Annotated in this window: 16 protein-coding genes and 1 pseudogene; 5 read left to right on the plus strand and 12 right to left on the minus strand. The window is 68.6% G+C overall.

What is annotated here, in order from left to right; genetic code table 11:
• Position 1: 1 nt before the first annotated feature.
• Positions 2 to 595: pseudogene (locus tag ACQY5A_RS09815) on the plus strand (helix-turn-helix transcriptional regulator); the annotation flags it as partial.
• On the opposite strand, the gene ACQY5A_RS09820 reads toward ACQY5A_RS09815, so the two are convergent.
• The 4 genes from ACQY5A_RS09820 to ACQY5A_RS09835 form a co-directional block, all read right to left on the minus strand.
• Entirely contained in the window at positions 596 to 856 is a 261-nt protein-coding gene (locus ACQY5A_RS09820; RefSeq protein ID WP_428340185.1) for a hypothetical protein, read from the minus strand.
• Positions 838 to 993 carry a hypothetical protein gene (locus tag ACQY5A_RS09825; RefSeq protein WP_325685422.1) on the minus strand — a complete coding sequence of 52 codons (156 nt, stop codon included), beginning with the start codon at positions 991 to 993 and terminating at the stop codon, positions 838 to 840. The genes ACQY5A_RS09820 and ACQY5A_RS09825 overlap by 19 nt, the downstream gene beginning before the upstream one ends.
• 112 nt (positions 994 to 1,105) lie before the next feature.
• Positions 1,106 to 3,052, minus strand: coding sequence for a primosomal protein N' (locus tag ACQY5A_RS09830; protein WP_428340463.1), 1,947 nt, complete (start codon positions 3,050 to 3,052; stop codon positions 1,106 to 1,108).
• Between the two features lie 53 nt (positions 3,053 to 3,105).
• Positions 3,106 to 3,837: a lysoplasmalogenase gene (locus tag ACQY5A_RS09835; RefSeq protein ID WP_428340464.1), complete on the minus strand. Its 732-nt coding sequence runs from the start codon at positions 3,835 to 3,837 to the stop codon at positions 3,106 to 3,108.
• Between ACQY5A_RS09835 and ACQY5A_RS09840 the strand changes: the two genes are divergently transcribed.
• The 4 genes from ACQY5A_RS09840 to eno all read left to right on the plus strand — a co-directional run bounded on the left by ACQY5A_RS09840 (position 3,836) and on the right by eno (position 8,676).
• The gene (locus ACQY5A_RS09840; RefSeq protein WP_428340186.1) at positions 3,836 to 4,786 is read left to right on the plus strand and encodes an alpha/beta hydrolase; all 951 of its coding nucleotides are present in this window, start codon (positions 3,836 to 3,838) and stop codon (positions 4,784 to 4,786) included. The two genes, ACQY5A_RS09835 and ACQY5A_RS09840, sit on opposite strands and share 2 nt — an antisense overlap.
• Positions 4,787 to 4,790: 4 nt before the next feature.
• Positions 4,791 to 5,747, plus strand: coding sequence for an alpha/beta hydrolase (locus ACQY5A_RS09845; RefSeq protein WP_428340187.1), 957 nt, complete (start codon positions 4,791 to 4,793; stop codon positions 5,745 to 5,747).
• Positions 5,748 to 5,820: 73 nt separating this feature from the next.
• Positions 5,821 to 7,308 (plus strand): flavin-containing monooxygenase, encoded by a 1,488-nt coding sequence (locus ACQY5A_RS09850; protein WP_428340188.1) that lies wholly within the window; start codon positions 5,821 to 5,823, stop codon positions 7,306 to 7,308.
• An 87-nt stretch (positions 7,309 to 7,395) separates the two neighbouring features.
• Complete coding sequence (eno, locus tag ACQY5A_RS09855) at positions 7,396 to 8,676, plus strand: phosphopyruvate hydratase (RefSeq protein ID WP_428340189.1); 1,281 nt, start codon at positions 7,396 to 7,398, stop codon at positions 8,674 to 8,676.
• Positions 8,677 to 8,687: 11 nt separating this feature from the next.
• Here eno and ACQY5A_RS09860 read toward each other — a convergent pair whose 3' ends face one another.
• The 8 genes from ACQY5A_RS09860 to pyrF all read right to left on the minus strand — a co-directional run bounded on the left by ACQY5A_RS09860 (position 8,688) and on the right by pyrF (position 16,857).
• Positions 8,688 to 9,530, minus strand: a complete 843-nt coding sequence (locus ACQY5A_RS09860) for a CbiQ family ECF transporter T component (protein WP_428340190.1) — start codon at positions 9,528 to 9,530, stop codon at positions 8,688 to 8,690.
• A gap of 1 nt (position 9,531) precedes the next feature.
• Positions 9,532 to 11,580, minus strand: a complete 2,049-nt coding sequence (locus tag ACQY5A_RS09865) for an ATP-binding cassette domain-containing protein (protein ID WP_428340191.1) — start codon at positions 11,578 to 11,580, stop codon at positions 9,532 to 9,534.
• Positions 11,581 to 11,588: 8 nt separating this feature from the next.
• The gene (gene metK / locus ACQY5A_RS09870; protein ID WP_428340192.1) at positions 11,589 to 12,800 is read right to left on the minus strand and encodes a methionine adenosyltransferase; all 1,212 of its coding nucleotides are present in this window, start codon (positions 12,798 to 12,800) and stop codon (positions 11,589 to 11,591) included.
• 99 nt (positions 12,801 to 12,899) lie between these two features.
• On the minus strand, positions 12,900 to 14,180 hold the full coding sequence (gene coaBC, locus ACQY5A_RS09875) for a bifunctional phosphopantothenoylcysteine decarboxylase/phosphopantothenate--cysteine ligase CoaBC (protein WP_428340193.1): 1,281 nt from the start codon (positions 14,178 to 14,180) through the stop codon (positions 12,900 to 12,902).
• 21 nt (positions 14,181 to 14,201) lie between these two features.
• Positions 14,202 to 14,528, minus strand: a complete 327-nt coding sequence (gene rpoZ / locus ACQY5A_RS09880; protein WP_428340194.1) for a DNA-directed RNA polymerase subunit omega — start codon at positions 14,526 to 14,528, stop codon at positions 14,202 to 14,204.
• Between the two features lie 64 nt (positions 14,529 to 14,592).
• Positions 14,593 to 15,189: a guanylate kinase gene (gene gmk / locus ACQY5A_RS09885; protein WP_428340195.1), complete on the minus strand. Its 597-nt coding sequence runs from the start codon at positions 15,187 to 15,189 to the stop codon at positions 14,593 to 14,595.
• Between the two features lie 100 nt (positions 15,190 to 15,289).
• Positions 15,290 to 15,607: an integration host factor, actinobacterial type gene (gene mihF / locus ACQY5A_RS09890; RefSeq protein WP_003932123.1), complete on the minus strand. Its 318-nt coding sequence runs from the start codon at positions 15,605 to 15,607 to the stop codon at positions 15,290 to 15,292.
• 434 nt (positions 15,608 to 16,041) lie between these two features.
• Complete coding sequence (gene pyrF, locus ACQY5A_RS09895; RefSeq protein WP_428340196.1) at positions 16,042 to 16,857, minus strand: orotidine-5'-phosphate decarboxylase; 816 nt, start codon at positions 16,855 to 16,857, stop codon at positions 16,042 to 16,044.

A 16,857-nucleotide genomic window follows, 5' to 3' on the forward strand; every position in this document is an offset into this window, starting at 1 on the left:
CCTGTCGGACGCGCTCACCACCCGCGCCAGGGTAGCGATAGCAGACGGTGAGCCGGAGCAGACCGAGCGCGACGCGCAGGACGCGCTCGCGGGTGCTGCCGAAGTCAAGGCGTACCTGTTCGTCCCGGACATCCTGGAGTGCCTCGCCACTCTGGCCGGTCAGGACGACAGCAATCGCGAAGCCGCCCGCCTATTCGCTGCGGCATCCAGCATCCGGCAACGTATTGACTCAGTCCGGTTCAAGATCTATGACGCCGACTACGACGCCTCGGTGACGGCGGTGCGAGAGGCGCTGGGTCAGAACGACTTTGACTCCGCGTGGGCCGAAGGAGCGGCCCTGTCCACCGAGGAGGCGATCGCCTACGCTCAACGCGGCCGCGGCCAACGCAAACGCCCGGCCAGCGGCTGGGCGTCACTCACGCCCACCGAACTTGACGTCGTGCGACTGGTCAGTGAAGGGCTGACCAACAACGACATCGCGGCAAGGCTTTTCGTCTCACCCCGTACAGTGCAGACCCACCTCACGCACGTCTACACCAAGCTCGGCCTCACGTCCCGCGTGCAGCTTGTTCAGGAAGCGGGCCGCCACACGTGACTAATCCGCCTGCTCGCCGAGTTCGCGGCGATCGAAGCTGTCGTGTATCACCCGCCACGACGAAAACCCATCGCCTGCAACGTGCACCGTGATCTCCGGCTCGCAGCCACATTCCTCGACGCGATGGGGCTGCACATCATCGATCGGGACGACATGGATTTCACGGGGTCCGATCCAACCCGCCCACCAGCGATCACCGGGACGGATGCAGCCCGTCTCGGCGCGCTGGAGGGGATCAATGATCACGCCGACCGCGGCCACGCGTCGATGAACTCGTCCATCACCGCATGCCACTGCATGGCCCGGATCTCATCGCCGGCAGCGCGGGCCTGGTTGAGGTGATCGCGCACGAACACCAGGCAGCGTCCAATCCGGGTGGTGTCTGCGATTGTTGCCATATCTGACCTCCCTCGACACGGGAAAGAAAGACCGGTAGTCGTCATTGGCGCTCGGCCGACACTCGCATCGTCGCATGGAAAACATGGTCTTCGCGCGCCGACACACGGTGTGTTAGCCGATATGGAGGGGATCGATCTGCACCCGGACCGGCTCGTGGGCCTGACGGGCGCTGACCACGGCGACGCCACGACGCAGCTCCCCGGCCAGCGCCAGACCCTGCTCGCGGTCCACCCGCACCAGCATCCGGCTTACCGGCTCGTCGGCCGCCATACCCGGCGGTCGGCGGACTCCCAGCGGCAGCGGAACTGGCCCGAGCAACTCGGCGGTGTCCGGCAGACGGACCTCCTCGAGCAGCATCGTCACCGCTGCGCCGGGGCCGTCGAGCGCGGCCATGTGCACAGTCGGCGGCAACGCGACCTCGGTGCGGGCGGCCAACTCGGCGTCGGCGTGGGCCACCGGGTCCCAGCGGATCAGCGCCTGCACGGTCGGCACGGATGCCTCCGCGACGACGGCCACGACTCCGCCGTCGCCCCGGGATCGGACAAGCGATGCGGCCGCCATCCACCGCCGCAGGGTGTCCTCGGCCGCGCGTAGATCCTGGCGGCCCAGCAGCGCCCAACTGTCCAGCAGCAACGCCGCCCCGTACCCGCCGGCCGCGCGCGGTTCGGCGCCGGGCGTGGCGACCACTAAGGCCGGGCGGTCATCGACCTCGGACACCATGGCTTCACCCGCGGAGGTGATCACCGGGGTGCCGGGAAACGCGCGGCCCAACTCCTCGGCCGTCCGGCGGGCGCCCACCACGACGGCGCGCACTGCGTCCGATCCGCAAGCGCCGCAGCGCAGCGCGGCATCCGCGCGGCCACACCAGCGACATACCGGCGCTGTCGGATGCCGGTCGTCCAGCGACAGCGGGCCGGTGCAATGCCGGCAGCGGGCGATCGTCCGGCAGCGTGCGCAGGCCAACGAGGGAACGTAGCCCCGCCGCGGCACCTGAACCAGCACCGCCGCCTCGGCCTGCAGCGCGGTCCGAGCGGCGCGCAACGCCACCGACGGCAGCCGGGCGGTACGCGCTGCCGGGTCGCGTTCTTCGGCGTACCCGCCGTCGTCGAGGGCCACCACGCGCGGGGTTCGTGCGCGCACCACCGCCCGCGTCGCCACCAGGTCGTGCGCCCAGCCGCTGCGCACCAGCGCCTGGGCTTCGGCGGTTCGGGCGTATCCCCCGATCATTGCGGCGCAACGCATTTGGTGGGCGCGCAGCATTGCCACCTCCCGCGCATGCGGATAGGGGGCCCGCGGCTCGGACAGGGTGTCGTCGCCGTCATCCCACACCATGACTAGACCGAGATCGCGCACCGGCGCGAATACCGCGCTACGGGTGCCGATCACCAGCCGTGCGCTGCCCCGCAGCGCGGCCAGCCAGCGGCGGTAGCGCGCAGACGGACCCAGGCCCGCCGACAAAGCCACCACCCCCGCCTCGTCGAGCAGCGCCGTCGCGGCGCGCGACAACGCGTCCACGTCGCGCTGATCCGGAACGATCGCCAGCACCGCGCGACCGGCCTGCACGGTCTGCGCGGCAGCTTCGGCAAACCGGTCGGCCCACGATTCGCCGGGCAGCGCCTGCCACACCGCGCGGGCGGCGCGCGTCGCGGCAAGCGCCGTCAGGAACTGAGCGCCGCTGCCGTAGGCCTCCCACCCGGTCCGGTCGACCTCGGCCACTGCGGAAAGCTTTGGCGCCAATGGGTTTTCGCGCTCGACTTTGGCGTGCCGCGGCGGAACCGCCAATCGCAGCACGTCGGCGCGGGTGCCGGCATACCGCGCCGCGACGGCATCGACGAGCCGGCGGATCTCCGGGGTGAGCACCGCCTCGGCCGACACCACCCGGTCCAGCCAGGCCAGCTTGCCGACATGGTCGGTGTCGGTGCGGCGCTCCAAGACGAATCCGTCGACCAGCCGGCCGTGAAACCGCAGCCGGACCCGCACACCTGGCTGCGCGTCATCGGACTGCTCTTCGGACACCAGATAGTCGAACTCGCGGTCCAGGTGCGGCACCGAAAGCATCGGTAGCACCCGGGCAATCGGCTCGAATGCGGCGGCCTGCCGAGTCCGCGTGGTCACTCGCCAGGTGTAGCAGAACTGGTCGACATGCGGCCGAAGAAGAAGCCCGCTGTGATCAGCACCTGCGCCGCCGCATACGTCCACCAGATCGGCACTGCCAGCGCCTCGGTGCCGAGGACAAATCGGCTGGTCCCGATCATCGCGTCCGACCAGGCGAAGCTCACCGCACCGAACGCCGTCCACAGTGTCGGCAGCCGCGCCAGCAGCGCCGCCGACACCATGGCGACCAGCACCAGCATGTACACCGTGACCGGAATCGTCATGCCGTTACGGCCCAGTTGCGGCCAGAACCACGTCAGGAGCGCCACGCACGCGACGCACACCAACGCGACGGCGATCAAGCGGGGACGCGACCGACCCGACCCTCTCGCCAAAGGCAGCAGCACGCCCAGGAAACACAAGTGCGCCAACAGAAATGCGCCCAATCCGGGCACGAAGGACGCCGCCCACCAAGGAACGGCCAGCAGCACGTCGCCGACCGCCGAGAACAGCAGCGCCAACATCAGCCAGCGCCGTTCGCGGACAATCGGATGCGCGGCGGCCGCCAGAGCCAGCAACAGCGCCATCGAGGCCTTGAACGCCGGCTGCGCGCCCCACTGCCCGGTCAGCTCGATCCCGGGCGGCAAGCGCAGCGCCACGATGGTCAGGAAAACGCCGTACGCGACACCGGCCCAACCGGCGGCGACCCAGGCGCCGAGCATGACCCGCGGTGCGTACGGTGTCTGCATGCCCAGCGTCGCCGACCCCGGATCCGCCATCGATCCCATCCTGCAGAAGGTACTGGACGCGGTCCCGTTCCGGTTATCCGCCGACGACGGGGTCGATGCGGCCCGCCGCGCGCTGCGTGAACTGCCACGGCGCAGCTTCCATACCGAGCTTCGGGTAGAAGACCGCGCCATCGACGGGCCGGGCGGTCCGCTCAACATCCGGATTTACTGGCCGCCAACCGATGACGCCGCTCCGCCGGTGGTGATGTTCTTCCATGGCGGCGGTTTCGTCGTCGGCGACCTGGACACCCACGACGGGACGGCCCGTCAGCACGCCGTCGGCGCCTCGGCGGTGGTGGTGTCAGTCGATTACCGATTGGCGCCCGAACATCCCTACCCCGCCGCGATCGACGACGCCTGGGCCGCAACACTATGGGTCGCCGGACACGGCGACGAGCTCGGCGCAGACGCCAGCCGGCTCGCAGTTGCCGGCGACTCGGCGGGTGGCAACATCTCCGCCGTGGTCGCGCAGCGTGCGCGTGACGAGGACGACGCGCCGATCGCGTTCCAGTTGTTGTGGTATCCGGCCACGCTGTGGGATTCGTCGCTGCCCTCGTTCAGCGAAAACGCCGGTGCGCCAGTCCTGGACAGCGCAGCCGTCGCCGCGTTCAGCCGCTACTACGCCGGTGAGATCGACCTCTTTAATCCCCCGGTCGGCATGGCACCAGGCCGGGCGGCGAACCTGGCCGACCTGCCCGCCGCGTATATCGCAGTGGCCGGGCATGATCCGCTGCGCGATGACGGAAAGCGATACGGCCAATTGCTCGCCGCCGCCGGTGTTCCCGTCGAAGTCCACAACGCCGAGACGATGGTCCACGGCTATCTCGGCTACGCCGGGGTGGTCCCGGCGGCCACCGAGGCGATGGACCGTGGGTTGTCCGCGCTGCGTCAGGCGCTGCACGTACGGTGAGTCCATGACGGAGCCGACCACCCGACCGCAGATCGATCCGATGCTGAAGGCGCTGGTCGACGCATTCCCGATGACGTTCAAGGTATCTGACGGCGTCGAGGCCGCCCGCGAGCGGCTACGCCTGCTGAAAGCGCCGCCGGAGATGCTGCCGGATCTGCGCATCGAGCACCGCAACGTCGGCTACGGCGACGTCACCGACGTTCCGGTCCGCATCTACTGGCCGCAGTCCGAGCCCGGCAACCTGCCGATCGTCGTCTTCTATCACGGCGGGGGCTTCGCGCTGGGAGACCTCGACACCCACGACCCGGTCGCGCGGGCACACGCCGTCGGCGCCGACGCCATCGTGGTGTCCGTCGACTACCGGCTGGCACCCGAGCATCCCTACCCGGCCGGGCTGGACGACTCCTGGGCCGCCCTGCAGTGGACCGCCGAACACGCCACCGAACTCGGTGGCGACCCCGCCCGGATCGCCGTCGCCGGCGACTCGGCCGGCGGCAACTTGGCCGCGGTGGTCGCCCAGCGGGCACGCGACGAAGGCGGACCCGCGCTGGCGTTCCAACTGCTCTGGTACCCGTCGATCACCGCCGACCTGTCGCTGCCGTCGTTCACCGAGAACGCCGACGCGCCGATCCTGAACCGCGACGTCATCGACGCATTCCTGACTTGGTACGCGCCCGGGGTGGACATCAGCGACCCGAAGACGCTGCCGGCCGCGCTGGCGCCCTGCAACGCCTCTGACTTCTGCGGGCTGGCCCCGGCCTTCATCGGCAGTGCCGAGCACGACCCGCTGCGCGACGACGCCGCCGTCTATGCCGGGCTGCTGAACGCCGCCGGCGTACCCGCCGAACTGCGCAACGAGGGCAACCTGGTGCATGGCTACGTCAGCTTCGCGCTGATCATCCCGGCCGCCGCTGAGGCGACCAACCGCGGCCTGGCCGCCCTGAAAGCGGCGCTGCATTAGCTTCACTCCGCGTCCAGAACGCGGTACCGTCGGTACCGACTAACCGGACTGGCGGTTCGCGAAGGAGGCATAAGTGAGCGGCAATCGACCCGATTACCACTGCCTGATCGTCGGTGCGGGATTCTCCGGCATCGGCGCTGCGGTCAAACTCGATCAAGAAGGCTTCGGCGACTACCTCATCGTCGAGGCCGGCGACGCGGTCGGCGGAACCTGGTACTGGAACACCTATCCCGGCATCGCCGTGGACATTCCTTCGGCGTCGTATCAGTTCTCGTTCGAGCAGCGGCCGGACTGGTCGCGCACCTACGCCCGTGGCAGCGAACTGAAGGCCTACGCCGAACACTGCACCGACAAGTACGGGATCAGGTCGAAAATCCGGTTCACCACCACGGTGCTGGCTGCCGAGTTCGACGACGAGCGCTCATTGTGGCGAGTCCAGCTCAATCCGGGCGGAGAAGTCACCGCGCGATTCGTGTACAACGCCAGCGGCGTTCTCACCGTGCCCAAGCCACCCGACATCGACGGCGTCGACTCCTTCGACGGCGCCGCCGTGCACACTGCGCGCTGGGACCACGATCTCGACCTGACCGGCAAACGGGTCGCCGTGATCGGCACCGGCGCTTCGGCCGTGCAGCTGATCCCTCAGATCGCGCCAATTGTCAAAGAGCTGACCGTATTTCAGCGCACACCGATCTGGTGCTTTCCCAAGTTCGACGTTGCGCTGCCCAAGCCGGCGCACTGGGCGCTGCGGCTGCCCGGCGCCAAGACGTTGCAGCGGCTGTTCACCCAGAGCTACGTCGAGGTGACCTTTCCGCTGCCCGCCCAGTACTTCACCGTGTACCCGCTGGCCAAATGGATGGAGTCACTAGGCCGCGCGTATCTGCGGCGGAAGGTGCGCGACCCCGCGGTACGCCGGCAGCTCACCCCGAAATATGCGATCGGCTGCAAACGGCCCGGTTTCCACAACAGCTATCTGGCGACTTACAACCGCGACAACGTCCGACTTGTGACGCAGCCGATTGACAAGATCACGCCCTCGTCGGTGGCCACCACCGACGGCACCAATCACGAGATCGATGTCTTGGTGCTGGCCACCGGTTTTCACGTCTTCGACGCTGAGAGCACCCCGACGTTCGCCGTCACCGGCAGCGGCGGCCGGCCGCTGCAACGGTTTTGGGAAGAGAATCGGGCGCAGGCCTACGAGGGAAACTCGATCCCGGGCTTTCCCAATTTCTTTTCCACGATGGGTCCGTACGGCTATGTCGGCTCGTCGTATTTCGCGTTGATCGAGGCCCAGACGCACCACATGGTGCGCTGCATGAAGCGGGCCCGGCAGCGCGGCGCCACCCGCGTCGAGATCAGCGAAGAAGCCAATGCGCGCTACTTCGCCGAGCAGTTGAGCCGTCGGCATCGGCAGGTGTTCTGGCAGGACAGCTGCCAGGGCGCCAATAGTTACTACTTCGACAAGAACGGCGATGTGGCGCTGCGGCCCGCGAACACGTTCGAGGTCTACCTGCGCAGCCGGCGTTTTGACCTCGACGACTATCGGTTCACCGGTTAGGCGGCAATCCCCAGTGCTGCGGTCGCAGCCGAGAAACGCAGCCCGCCGGGGCGTCAGCGGTCGCCGTCGCGTAGCGGGGGTTCGCCGATGAAGATCGCATCCGTGGTCGCCCGCCAGCTGCTGGACTGCAAGGCTCGGCCGCTGGTGGAGGTTGAAATCACCACCGACACCGGCCATGTCGGTCGCGGCGCGTCGCCGACCGGCAGTTCGGTCGGTGTGCACGAGGCGTTCGTGCTGCGTGACGGAGACCGGGCCGAATACAACGGGTTGGGCGTGCACCGGGCCGTCTCCGCCGTGGCCGACGAAATCGCCCCCGCTCTGCTCGGTGCCGAACTCGACGACCCGCGGACCCTGGACCGGGTCATGATCGAACTCGACGGCACGCCCGACAAGCACCGCTTCGGCGGAAACGCGATCTACTCCACCTCGGTCGCGCTGCTGCGCGCGGCGTCCGCGGCCGCGGGCCTGCCCGCGTATACCTACATCGGAGCTCTGCTGGGACTCGAGCCGCCGACCACCGTGCCGTTACCCAGCTTCAACATGATCAACGGTGGCCGCTACGGGGATGTCTTCCAGCCGTTCAACGAGTTCCTCGTGATGCCCTACCGCGCCGACTCCATCGAATCGGCAGTCGAGAAGGGCGTGACCTTGTTCGGCGTGCTGGGCGACGTGCTGGCCGAGCGGATCGGCCGCGCGCCACTGATAGCGCCGTCCTACGGGTACGTCGCTCCCTCCAGCGATCCCCGGGTCGTCATGGAGGTGTTGGCCGAGGCGGTCGAGCGTGCCGGCTGCGCCGACGTCATGGCTTTCGCCTTGGACTGCGCGTCGAGCGAGGTGTACGACAAGAACTCGCAGACCTACCCACTCAACGGCGAGCGGGTGACCGCGGAGGCGCTGATCGACTACGCCCGGGTCCTGTCGGAGGACTTCCCGATGGTGTTCATCGAGGACCTGCTCGACGGGGACGACTGGGATGGCTTCACCAAAGCCGTCCACAGCATTGACCGCTCGATCATCCTCGGCGACGATCTGATCGTCACCAACCGCGACCGCCTTGCGCGGGCCGTAAAGACCTCAGCCGTCGAGGGATTCATCCTCAAGCCCAATCAGGTCGGGACCATCGCCGAGGCACTGGACTGCTTCGAGTACGCCGCGCAGAACTCTATTTTGGCGATCCCGTCAGGCCGATCAGGCGGCGTCATCGGCGATATCGTCATGGACCTGGCGGTGGGACTGAGGGCGCCGTTCCAGAAAAACGGCGCGCCGCGCTCGGGCGAACGCATCGAAAAGCTCAACTTCCTGCTGCGCGCGGCCGAAGGCATCCCCGGTTGCGCGCCGGCGGACGTGCCGGCACTGGTGCGGTTCTGACCCAGAACCGGCTACCCGCCCAACGCCAGCTGCGCCGCCACGGCGGCCGCGCACACCACCGCCGCGATCGACAGCGCCACCCAGTCAGCCCGTTTCGGGCGCGACGGGGCCGCCGAGATCTGACCGATGCCGCCCCGGGCGGTGATCGCATCGCCCATCTCGTCGGCGCGGCGCAGCGTTACGGTGACCACCGCGACGGTCAGGTCGAGGACCTCCGTTGCCAGTCGCCGGAGTCGGGCCCGGCGGGTCGGCGCGCTCTGTTTGGGCCGCAACCGGCGAGCGGCCAACAGCACCCCGAACTCGTCGACCAGCATCGGGAAGGTGCGCAGCGCGAGCGCCACCGCCGCCGCCCACTCGTCGACCGGTATCCGGACCAGCCGTAGCGGTCGGCCCAAAGTCGCAATGGCGGGCGCGATTTCGGCGACATTGGTGGTCCACGACACCATCGCGCCCAGACCGAGCAGCACGATCGACAGCGCGGTGAGACGCAGGAAGTTCAACAGGCCGCCGAGCCCGAGGGCGACGGTGCCCAGGTGGACCACCGGAGCACCGCCGGCCAACGCCGTAACGATGCCGGCGATGACCAGCAGGATCCACAAGCCGCGCGGCACCGACGGCAGCGCGCCACGCGGAATGCGCGCAACCCGAGCGGCCACCAGCACCAGCGCGGCCAACAGCCCGATCGGCGCCCATCCCGGGTAGATCGTCAACAACAACGAAATACCAAAGACGACAACCAGTTTGGTGCCGGCCCACAACTCGTGGATGGGTGAGCGCCCGGGCACCGGGCGCAGCAGCACCACCGGGCGCGGCGGGCGGCGGGTCGGGCGCTTGGCCGGTGCGGTCGCGGTCACATCAGTCCCCCAAGGCTTTCCCCAGGGAAGGAACCGACGCCGCTTCCAGCACACCGTTGTTCAGGTGCACGGTGCGCGGGCACAGCTCCTCCATCCCGGCGAAGTCATGTGAAATGACCACCACGGTCAGACCGGTGTCACGACGCCGATCCGCGAGCAGCCGCAGCAGCCGGCGCTGGCTGGCGGCATCCAGCCCCGCCAGTGGCTCGTCGAGGATCAGTGCCCGCGGCGAGCGCGCCAGCAACCCGGCCAGCACCACGCGGCGCATCTGGCCGCCGCTGAGCTGGTCGATGCGCCGCTTCGCCACCGCGGCCTCCAGGCCGACCACGGCCAGCGCCGCGGTCACCCGGTCGTGATCGTCGGGCGAAAACCCGGCCGCCGAGGCCACTTCCAGGTCGACCCGGGGGCGCATCAACTGCAACCGGGCGGCCTGGAATTTGAGTGCGACCGCGCCGACCTGCTCGGCGATCGGGCGCCCGTCCAGCAGGCAGGTGCCGGTGGTCGGCGTCGTCAACCCGGCCATGATCCACGCCAGCGTCGACTTACCGGAGCCGTTGCCGCCGTGGATCAGCAACCCGTCGCCCTCATGCACCACGAAGCTGATATCGCGCAGCGCGGTCTTCGCCCAGGGGGTGCCGGGGGCGTATTCGTGGCCGACACCGGCGAGTTCGAGCATCGGCGCCCGCGAGTGGTGGCCCACCGCGACGGTCGGCGCCGGCGCGGCCGCGGTCTCGACCATCGCGGTGTTATCCAGTGAATCGCTGAGGTTGATTGTGCGGTCGGCGGACTCGGCCTCGTTGTTGTAGTGGGTGATGTACACCAGGGCCGTTTTATGTCGATCGGTCAGGCCGGACAGCACGCCCAGCAGCGCCTCCCGGCCGCGCTGATCGACCATCGCGGTGACCTCGTCGGCGATGAGCAGCGCCGGCTCCCGCGCCAGCGCCCCGGCCACGGCCAGCCGCTGCAGTTCACCGCCGGAAAGCCCGCCGGTGTCGCGTTCGGCGAGGCCAGCCAGCCCGACTTCGCCGAGCAACCGGTCGACGTCGGTGACCTTGCCCGGCGGCAGTCCCCAGACCACGTCGTCGGCGACCCGGGTGCCCAGCACCTGGCTTTCGGAGTGCTGCACGACGACGGCGGTGCCACCGAGCTGACCCAGGCCCACCGCGCCGGGGCGTTCGACAGTGCCCGACGTCGGTTCGCGGCCGGCCAGGATCAGCGCAAGCGTGGACTTGCCGGAGCCGTTTTCGCCGGTGACTGCGACGTGTTCACCCGTCTGCACGTCCAGGCTGATCGCACGCAGCGCGTCGTGCTCGGTGTGCGGATAGCGGTAGCGCACGTCGTCCAGCCGGACCGGGACCGGCTGAATGGCCCCGCCGCCGACCGGTGCGTCCAGTTTGTGCACATCGGGAATGCCGCGCAGCCGCTGCAGCACCCGTGACAGCGCCCACCAACCGATCACCGAGGCGCCCACGATCGCGACGGCGGCGTATCCCAGGACCAGCCACGGCCAGTAATTCAGCGCGCCGGCGACGAACCGCGTGAGGTCCTGGGCGGCCTCCCGCAGGTGCGGCACCAGGGCGATGGCCCTCGCGACTCCGTCCGCGGTGGCGGTGATCGTGTGGAAGGCCAACTGCCGTAGACCCGTCAGGATGGTCAACGCGATGACGGCCGCGCCGCCGATGGCGAGACCCGCGATTAAGGACGCGACGATCACGGTCGGCGTGCCGCGACCGCGGCGTTTCACGGTTCCGGCCAGCCCGCCGACATAGGCGCAGAGCGCGACTGTCAAAAAGCCGCTGAAGCCGGCTATCAGGAAGCCGATCACACCGGCGGCGATCGTCGCGGTGATCGCCGCGCGGATCCGGTAGCGATAGGCCAGCAGCCCGATCGGAAGGGTGCCCAGAAGTCCCAGCTCCCCGCCGAAGGGGATGACGACCGCGATGATGGCGATCGCCGCGCACAATGCGCCCATCACCGATGCCTGCGCGAGCTCGCTGGGTGGTAGCGATCGAGCCGGCAGCGCCGACGTCGCAGGGACGGGCAGGGTCACGACGCGCGCTAGACGGCGCGCTTGAGGTCGTCGACCTTGTCCAGGCGCTCCCACGGCAGGTCGATGTCGGTACGGCCGAAGTGGCCGTACGCGGCGGTCGGAGCGTAAATCGGCCGCAGCAGGTCGAGATCGCGAACGATCGCACCCGGCCGCAAGTCGAAGACCTCGGGCACGATCTTCTCGATCTTGACCGGGTCGACGGTGGCGGTGCCGAACGTCTCGATGAACAAGCCGACCGGGGCCGCCTTGCCGATGGCATAGGCCACCTGCACCTCGACGCGCTCCGCCAGTCCGGCTGCGACGATGTTCTTGGCCACCCAGCGCATCGCGTACGCCGCCGACCGGTCCACCTTTGACGGGTCCTTGCCGGAAAACGCGCCGCCGCCGTGGCGGGCCCAGCCGCCGTAGGTGTCGACGATGATCTTGCGACCGGTCAGGCCGGCGTCACCCATCGGTCCGCCGACGACGAACTTTCCAGTCGGGTTGACCAGCACCCGAGTCGAGGAGGAGTCCAGCGTCTCGTGCGCCAGCTCCTTGAGGACGGTCTCGAGGACGTGCTTGCGGATGTCGGGATCCAGCGTCTTCTCCAGGTCGATCCCGTCGGCGTGCTGGGTCGAGACCACGACGGTGTCCAGCCGGGCAGGGACGTTGTCCTCGTACTCGATGGTGACCTGCGTCTTGCCATCCGGCCGCAGGTAGTCCAGGGTGCCGTTCTTGCGGACCTCGGTCAGCTTCCGTGCCAACCGGTGTGCCAGCGCGATCGGCAGCGGCATCAACTCCGGGGTGTCACTGATCGCGTAGCCGAACATCAGGCCCTGGTCGCCGGCGCCTTGAGAGTCCAGCGGGTCCGCAGCACCCTCGACCCGCGTCTCGTGCGCGGTGTCCACCCCCTGGGCGATGTCGGGCGACTGACGGCCGATGCCGATGTTGACCCCGCAGGTCTCACCGTCGAAGCCCTTGTCCGAGTGGTCGTAGCCGATGTCGAGGATGCGCTTGCGGACGGTGTTGGTGATGTCGGCGAAGGCCTCCTTGGCCGACGTCGTCACCTCGCCGACGACGTGCACCTGCCCGGTGGTCACCAGCGTTTCGACTGCGACACGTGAGCGCGGGTCCCCTGCCAGCAGCGCGTCGAGCACCGAGTCGCTGATCGCGTCACAGATCTTGTCTGGATGCCCCTCGGTCACCGATTCGCTGGTGAACAACCGACCGTTTTCGCTCACACTCTCTCCCCTTCAAGACACACACGGAAAATCGTTAGTTAGGCAAATTATATCGCCGGGCTGGTACATGCTACCGAGCAGTCCGCGGTGCTTCGAACGCTAGGTGGCTTCTCCGGTACCGCGCTGCAGGAACGTGGCGATCGCGTCCACGATACGGCTGGCCATCAAAGTCTTCGAGCCGGGCTGCAGCGCCGACTCGGTGCCGTCAGCCGCCAGCAGCCAGCCGTCGTTGTTGTCCACCTCGAACGCTTTGCCGTCGCCGACGGCGTTGACCACCAGTAGGTCACATCCCTTGCGCCGCAGCTTGGCCCGCGCATGAAACAGCACGTCGCCGTTGGCGTCGCCGGTCTCGGCGGCGAAGCCGACGATGGCCCGCATGTTCGGCAGCTGCCCGGCGGCGCGGGCCTGCACGGTCGCAGCCAGCACGTCGTCATTGCGGATCAGGTCGATTTGCGGCGCTGAGTCCTCGGTGGCGCTCTTTTTGATCTTGGCGGTTGCGACGTGCGCGGGCCGGAAGTCGGCGACGGCGGCCGCCATCGCCAGCACATGGACGTCGGGTGCGTGCTTGGAGACCGCGTCCCGCAGCTGTTGGGCCGTGCTGACCTGCACCACCTCGACACCCGCCGGGTCGATCAGCCCGGCGGTATGCCCAGCGATCAACGTGACCTCCGCGCCGCGCTGGGCGGCGACCCGGGCCAGCGCGTAGCCCTGCTTGCCCGAACTGCGGTTGCCGATGAAGCGGACCGGGTCGATCGGTTCGCGGGTGCCGCCGGCGGTGACCAGCAACCGAACGCCGGCCAGGTCGTAGGGCATCGCGTCCCGGCGGTCCAGCAGCAGCTGGGCGAAGGTGGTGATCTCTTCGGCTTCGGGCAGCCGGCCCGCGCCGCTGTCCTCTCCGGTCAGTCGCCCGGACGCCGGTTCAAGCACGACCGCGCCGCGGCGTCGCAGCGTGGCGACGTTCTCGACGGTGGCGGGGTGCTGCCACATCTCGGTGTGCATCGCCGGGGCGAACAGGACCGGGCATCGCGCGGTCAGCAGCGTGGCGGTCAACAGGTCGTCGGCACGGCCGTGGGTGGCACGCGCCAGCAGGTCGGCGGTGGCGGGGGCGACGACAACCAGGTCGGCACCCTGGCCTATCGCGACATGCGGCACCCGCGGCACGTCCTCGAACACCCCGGTCTGGACCGGCTCGCCGGACAGCGCCTCGAAGGTGGCGGCCCCGACGAACCGCAGCGCGGATTCGGTGGGTATGACGCGGACCTGATGGCCTGCCTCGGTGAGCTGGCGGACGACGGTGGCGGCCTTGTATGCGGCGATGCCCCCAGCGACCCCGACGACGATCCGCTTCCGGTCCGTCCGCTTCTCACCTGAGAGGCTCATTCCAGGCCCGCCTCGATCCCGCTACTCGCCTTCGGTGTGCTCGAGCAGGTCGCCGTGGATCTCGCGCATCGCGATCGACAGCGGCTTCTCCTGCAGGCCCGGCTCGACCAGCGGGCCGACGTATTCGAGGATGCCCTCGCCGAGCTGGTTGTAGTAGTCGTTGATCTGCCGGGCACGCTTGGCCGCGTAGATCACCAGAGCGTATTTGCTGGACACCCGGGCGAGCAGCTCGTCGATGGGCGGGTTGGTGATACCCAGCGGCGTGTCGTACGCGCCGATGCCACCCGCTGACGGGTCGAACTGGTCGGGGACGGCGGTCAATGCTGCGTCGGTCTGCGAACTACTCACGTAAATTCTCCTGGCGGCCTGTGGCCATGTGGGGCTAAATCATGAATTGAGTCTGTTGAGACGGTCACGCCGTATCGGGCGCGGGTCCGACCAGCAATGATACCAATTCTGAGCACGCTGTTTCCAATTGACGATTCACCACGACCTCGTCGAAGTCGCTTTGAGCCGCCAATTCGGTGCGTGCGGTGGCGAGCCGGCGCTCGATCACCTCGGGTGTCTCGGTCCCGCGGCCGACGAGCCGGGCTTGCAAAGTCGCCCAGCTCGGCGGCGCCAGAAACACCGTGATCGCCTCCGGCATGGCCTGCTTCACCGCGCGGGCCCCGGCCAGGTCGACCTCGATGAGAACCGGGTGTCCGGCGGCGACGGCGTCGCGGACCGGGTCGGCCAGCGTGCCCGATCGGTGCAGGCCACCGTGGATTTCCGCCCATTCGAGCAGCGAACCGTCATCGATCAACTGCTGAAAGCTTTCCGTCGACACGAAGTGATAATCGACCCCGTCGACCTCCCCGGGCCGAGGGGCCCGAGTGGTCGCCGAGACGCTGAAATGGAGATCTGCGATCCGCTCGCGAAGGCAGCGGACCACCGTCGATTTCCCCACCGCGGACGGACCGGACAGCACGATCACGCGTCCCGTGCCGACCGGTCCCCCGTCGGTGCTCAACGACTCTCCGGGCTTACCCGCCGGTCCGACTCTCCCCCGTGCCGCTGCGCGGCTGGGGGTACCCCCACCTCAGGCCTGCCGGCCTGCATCGTCGTCGGAACTAAGAGAAGTCGAACTTTTCCAACAGAGCCTTGCGCTGACGGTCGCCGAGACCGCGCAGACGGCGCGTCGGGGCGATCTCCAGCTCGGTCATGATTTCCTGCGCCTTGACCTTGCCCACCTTCGGCAGTGCCTCCAGCAATGCGGAAACCTTCATCTTGCCCAAGACCTCGTCGGTCTCGGCATCCTTGAGCACCTGCTTGAGATTGGTGCCGCCACGCTTCAGCCGGTCTTTGAGCTCGGCTCGCGCTCGGCGTGCGGCGGCAGCCTTCTCCAACGCTGCCGCGCGCTGCTCGTCGGTCAACTGGGGAAGGGCCACGATTCCTCCGTATCGATCAGCAACAGATTTTCGATCTTTATTTGTCCTGGCCAGGTAGTCCAGCCAGCGGTGACGACCGTACCCACGCCTCCAGACGAAATCTAACCCGCCCCCCTGCTTGAAGCTACAAAGACGCAGCTTATGGCGTCGAGAAGGTGCCCCCGCCAGTGCGCCGAAGGGGGTTCGTCGACCGCGGATTCGCTGCTGCCGACCAGTCGCTTCCGGCTCCGTCAAATTGCTTCTACCTGGACTTTTGTCGCGCGCGGCAGGATCGGCCAGCTGCTGGAAAACGCTTCGCCTGACCAACTCGACACTGGTCAAAAACCCGAATCCGGCCCGATAAGGAATTTTGCGGCGTGTCGCGCGTGTCGTCGCGAACAGCCGGTCTGGTGGAAAGTGAACGACGCCGTGTTGTAGGTCGGCCCGGAAGCGAATCAACCGGCCAGGTAGGCCACTGCGTCGCGCATCCGCTCCGCCGCTGTACGCACCGCTGTGACGTCCGGTCCGGCCCGCAGCACGTCGCGCGACACTGCGGGCAGGAGCTGGCCGGGCAGCGCTCCACCGAGGCCGCTGAGGGCATCGGGTTGCCCGCCCTGAAAGCCGACACCGGGGACCAGAACCGGCCCGCCGAGTCCGCTGACGTCGGGCACCTCGGTCACGGTGGCGCCGACAACGACTCCCACGGTTCCAGGGCCCAGGACCTGGTTGGCGGCGGCGGCCTGGTCGACGATCATCTGCGCGACCGGGCGGCCCTCGGTCAGGGCGCGCTGCACGCTGGCACCCTCCGGGTTGGAGGTCGCCGCCAGCACGAACACCCCTCGACCGTGCTCCGCGGCGCTGTCCAGCAGCGGCTGTAGCGAGCCGAAACCCAAGTAGGGCGACGCTGTCACCGCGTCGGAGGCCAGTGGCGAGTCGCCGGTCCACGCGGCCGCGTAGGCCGCCATCGTGGATCCGATGTCACCGCGCTTGGCGTCGGCCAGCACCAGCACACCGGCGGCGCGCAGGTCCGCGATAGTGCGTTCCAGCACGGCATAACCCGCGGCGCCGTAGGTCTCGAAGAACGCCACCTGAGGCTTGACGACGGCGAAACCGGCATACGCCGCCACACAGGTCTCGCAGAACGCTGCCAGTCCCTCTACGCTCACCGGCAGACCCCAGGCCGTCAACAGCTCTGGATGCGGGTCGATACCCAGGCACAGGGGCCCTCGACGGGCTACCGCATCGGCCAGCCGGGCGCCAAACCCGAGCAC

It is taken from the genome of Mycobacterium sp., assembly GCF_965277065.1.
Classification (GTDB): domain Bacteria; phylum Actinomycetota; class Actinomycetes; order Mycobacteriales; family Mycobacteriaceae; genus Mycobacterium.

Coding starts and splice junctions, on each gene's coding strand:
- ACQY5A_RS09825 (WP_325685422.1), bottom strand. CDS start 993: ATGGCAACAATCGCAGACACCACCCGGATTGGACGCTGCCTGGTGTTC.
- eno (WP_428340189.1), top strand. CDS start 7,396: ATGAAGATCGCATCCGTGGTCGCCCGCCAGCTGCTGGACTGCAAGGCT.
- ACQY5A_RS09830 (WP_428340463.1), bottom strand. CDS start 3,052: ATGCTTTCGGTGCCGCACCTGGACCGCGAGTTCGACTATCTGGTGTCC.
- ACQY5A_RS09835 (WP_428340464.1), bottom strand. CDS start 3,837: ATGCAGACACCGTACGCACCGCGGGTCATGCTCGGCGCCTGGGTCGCC.
- coaBC (WP_428340193.1), bottom strand. CDS start 14,180: ATGAGCCTCTCAGGTGAGAAGCGGACGGACCGGAAGCGGATCGTCGTC.
- ACQY5A_RS09840 (WP_428340186.1), top strand. CDS start 3,836: ATGCCCAGCGTCGCCGACCCCGGATCCGCCATCGATCCCATCCTGCAG.
- ACQY5A_RS09845 (WP_428340187.1), top strand. CDS start 4,791: ATGACGGAGCCGACCACCCGACCGCAGATCGATCCGATGCTGAAGGCG.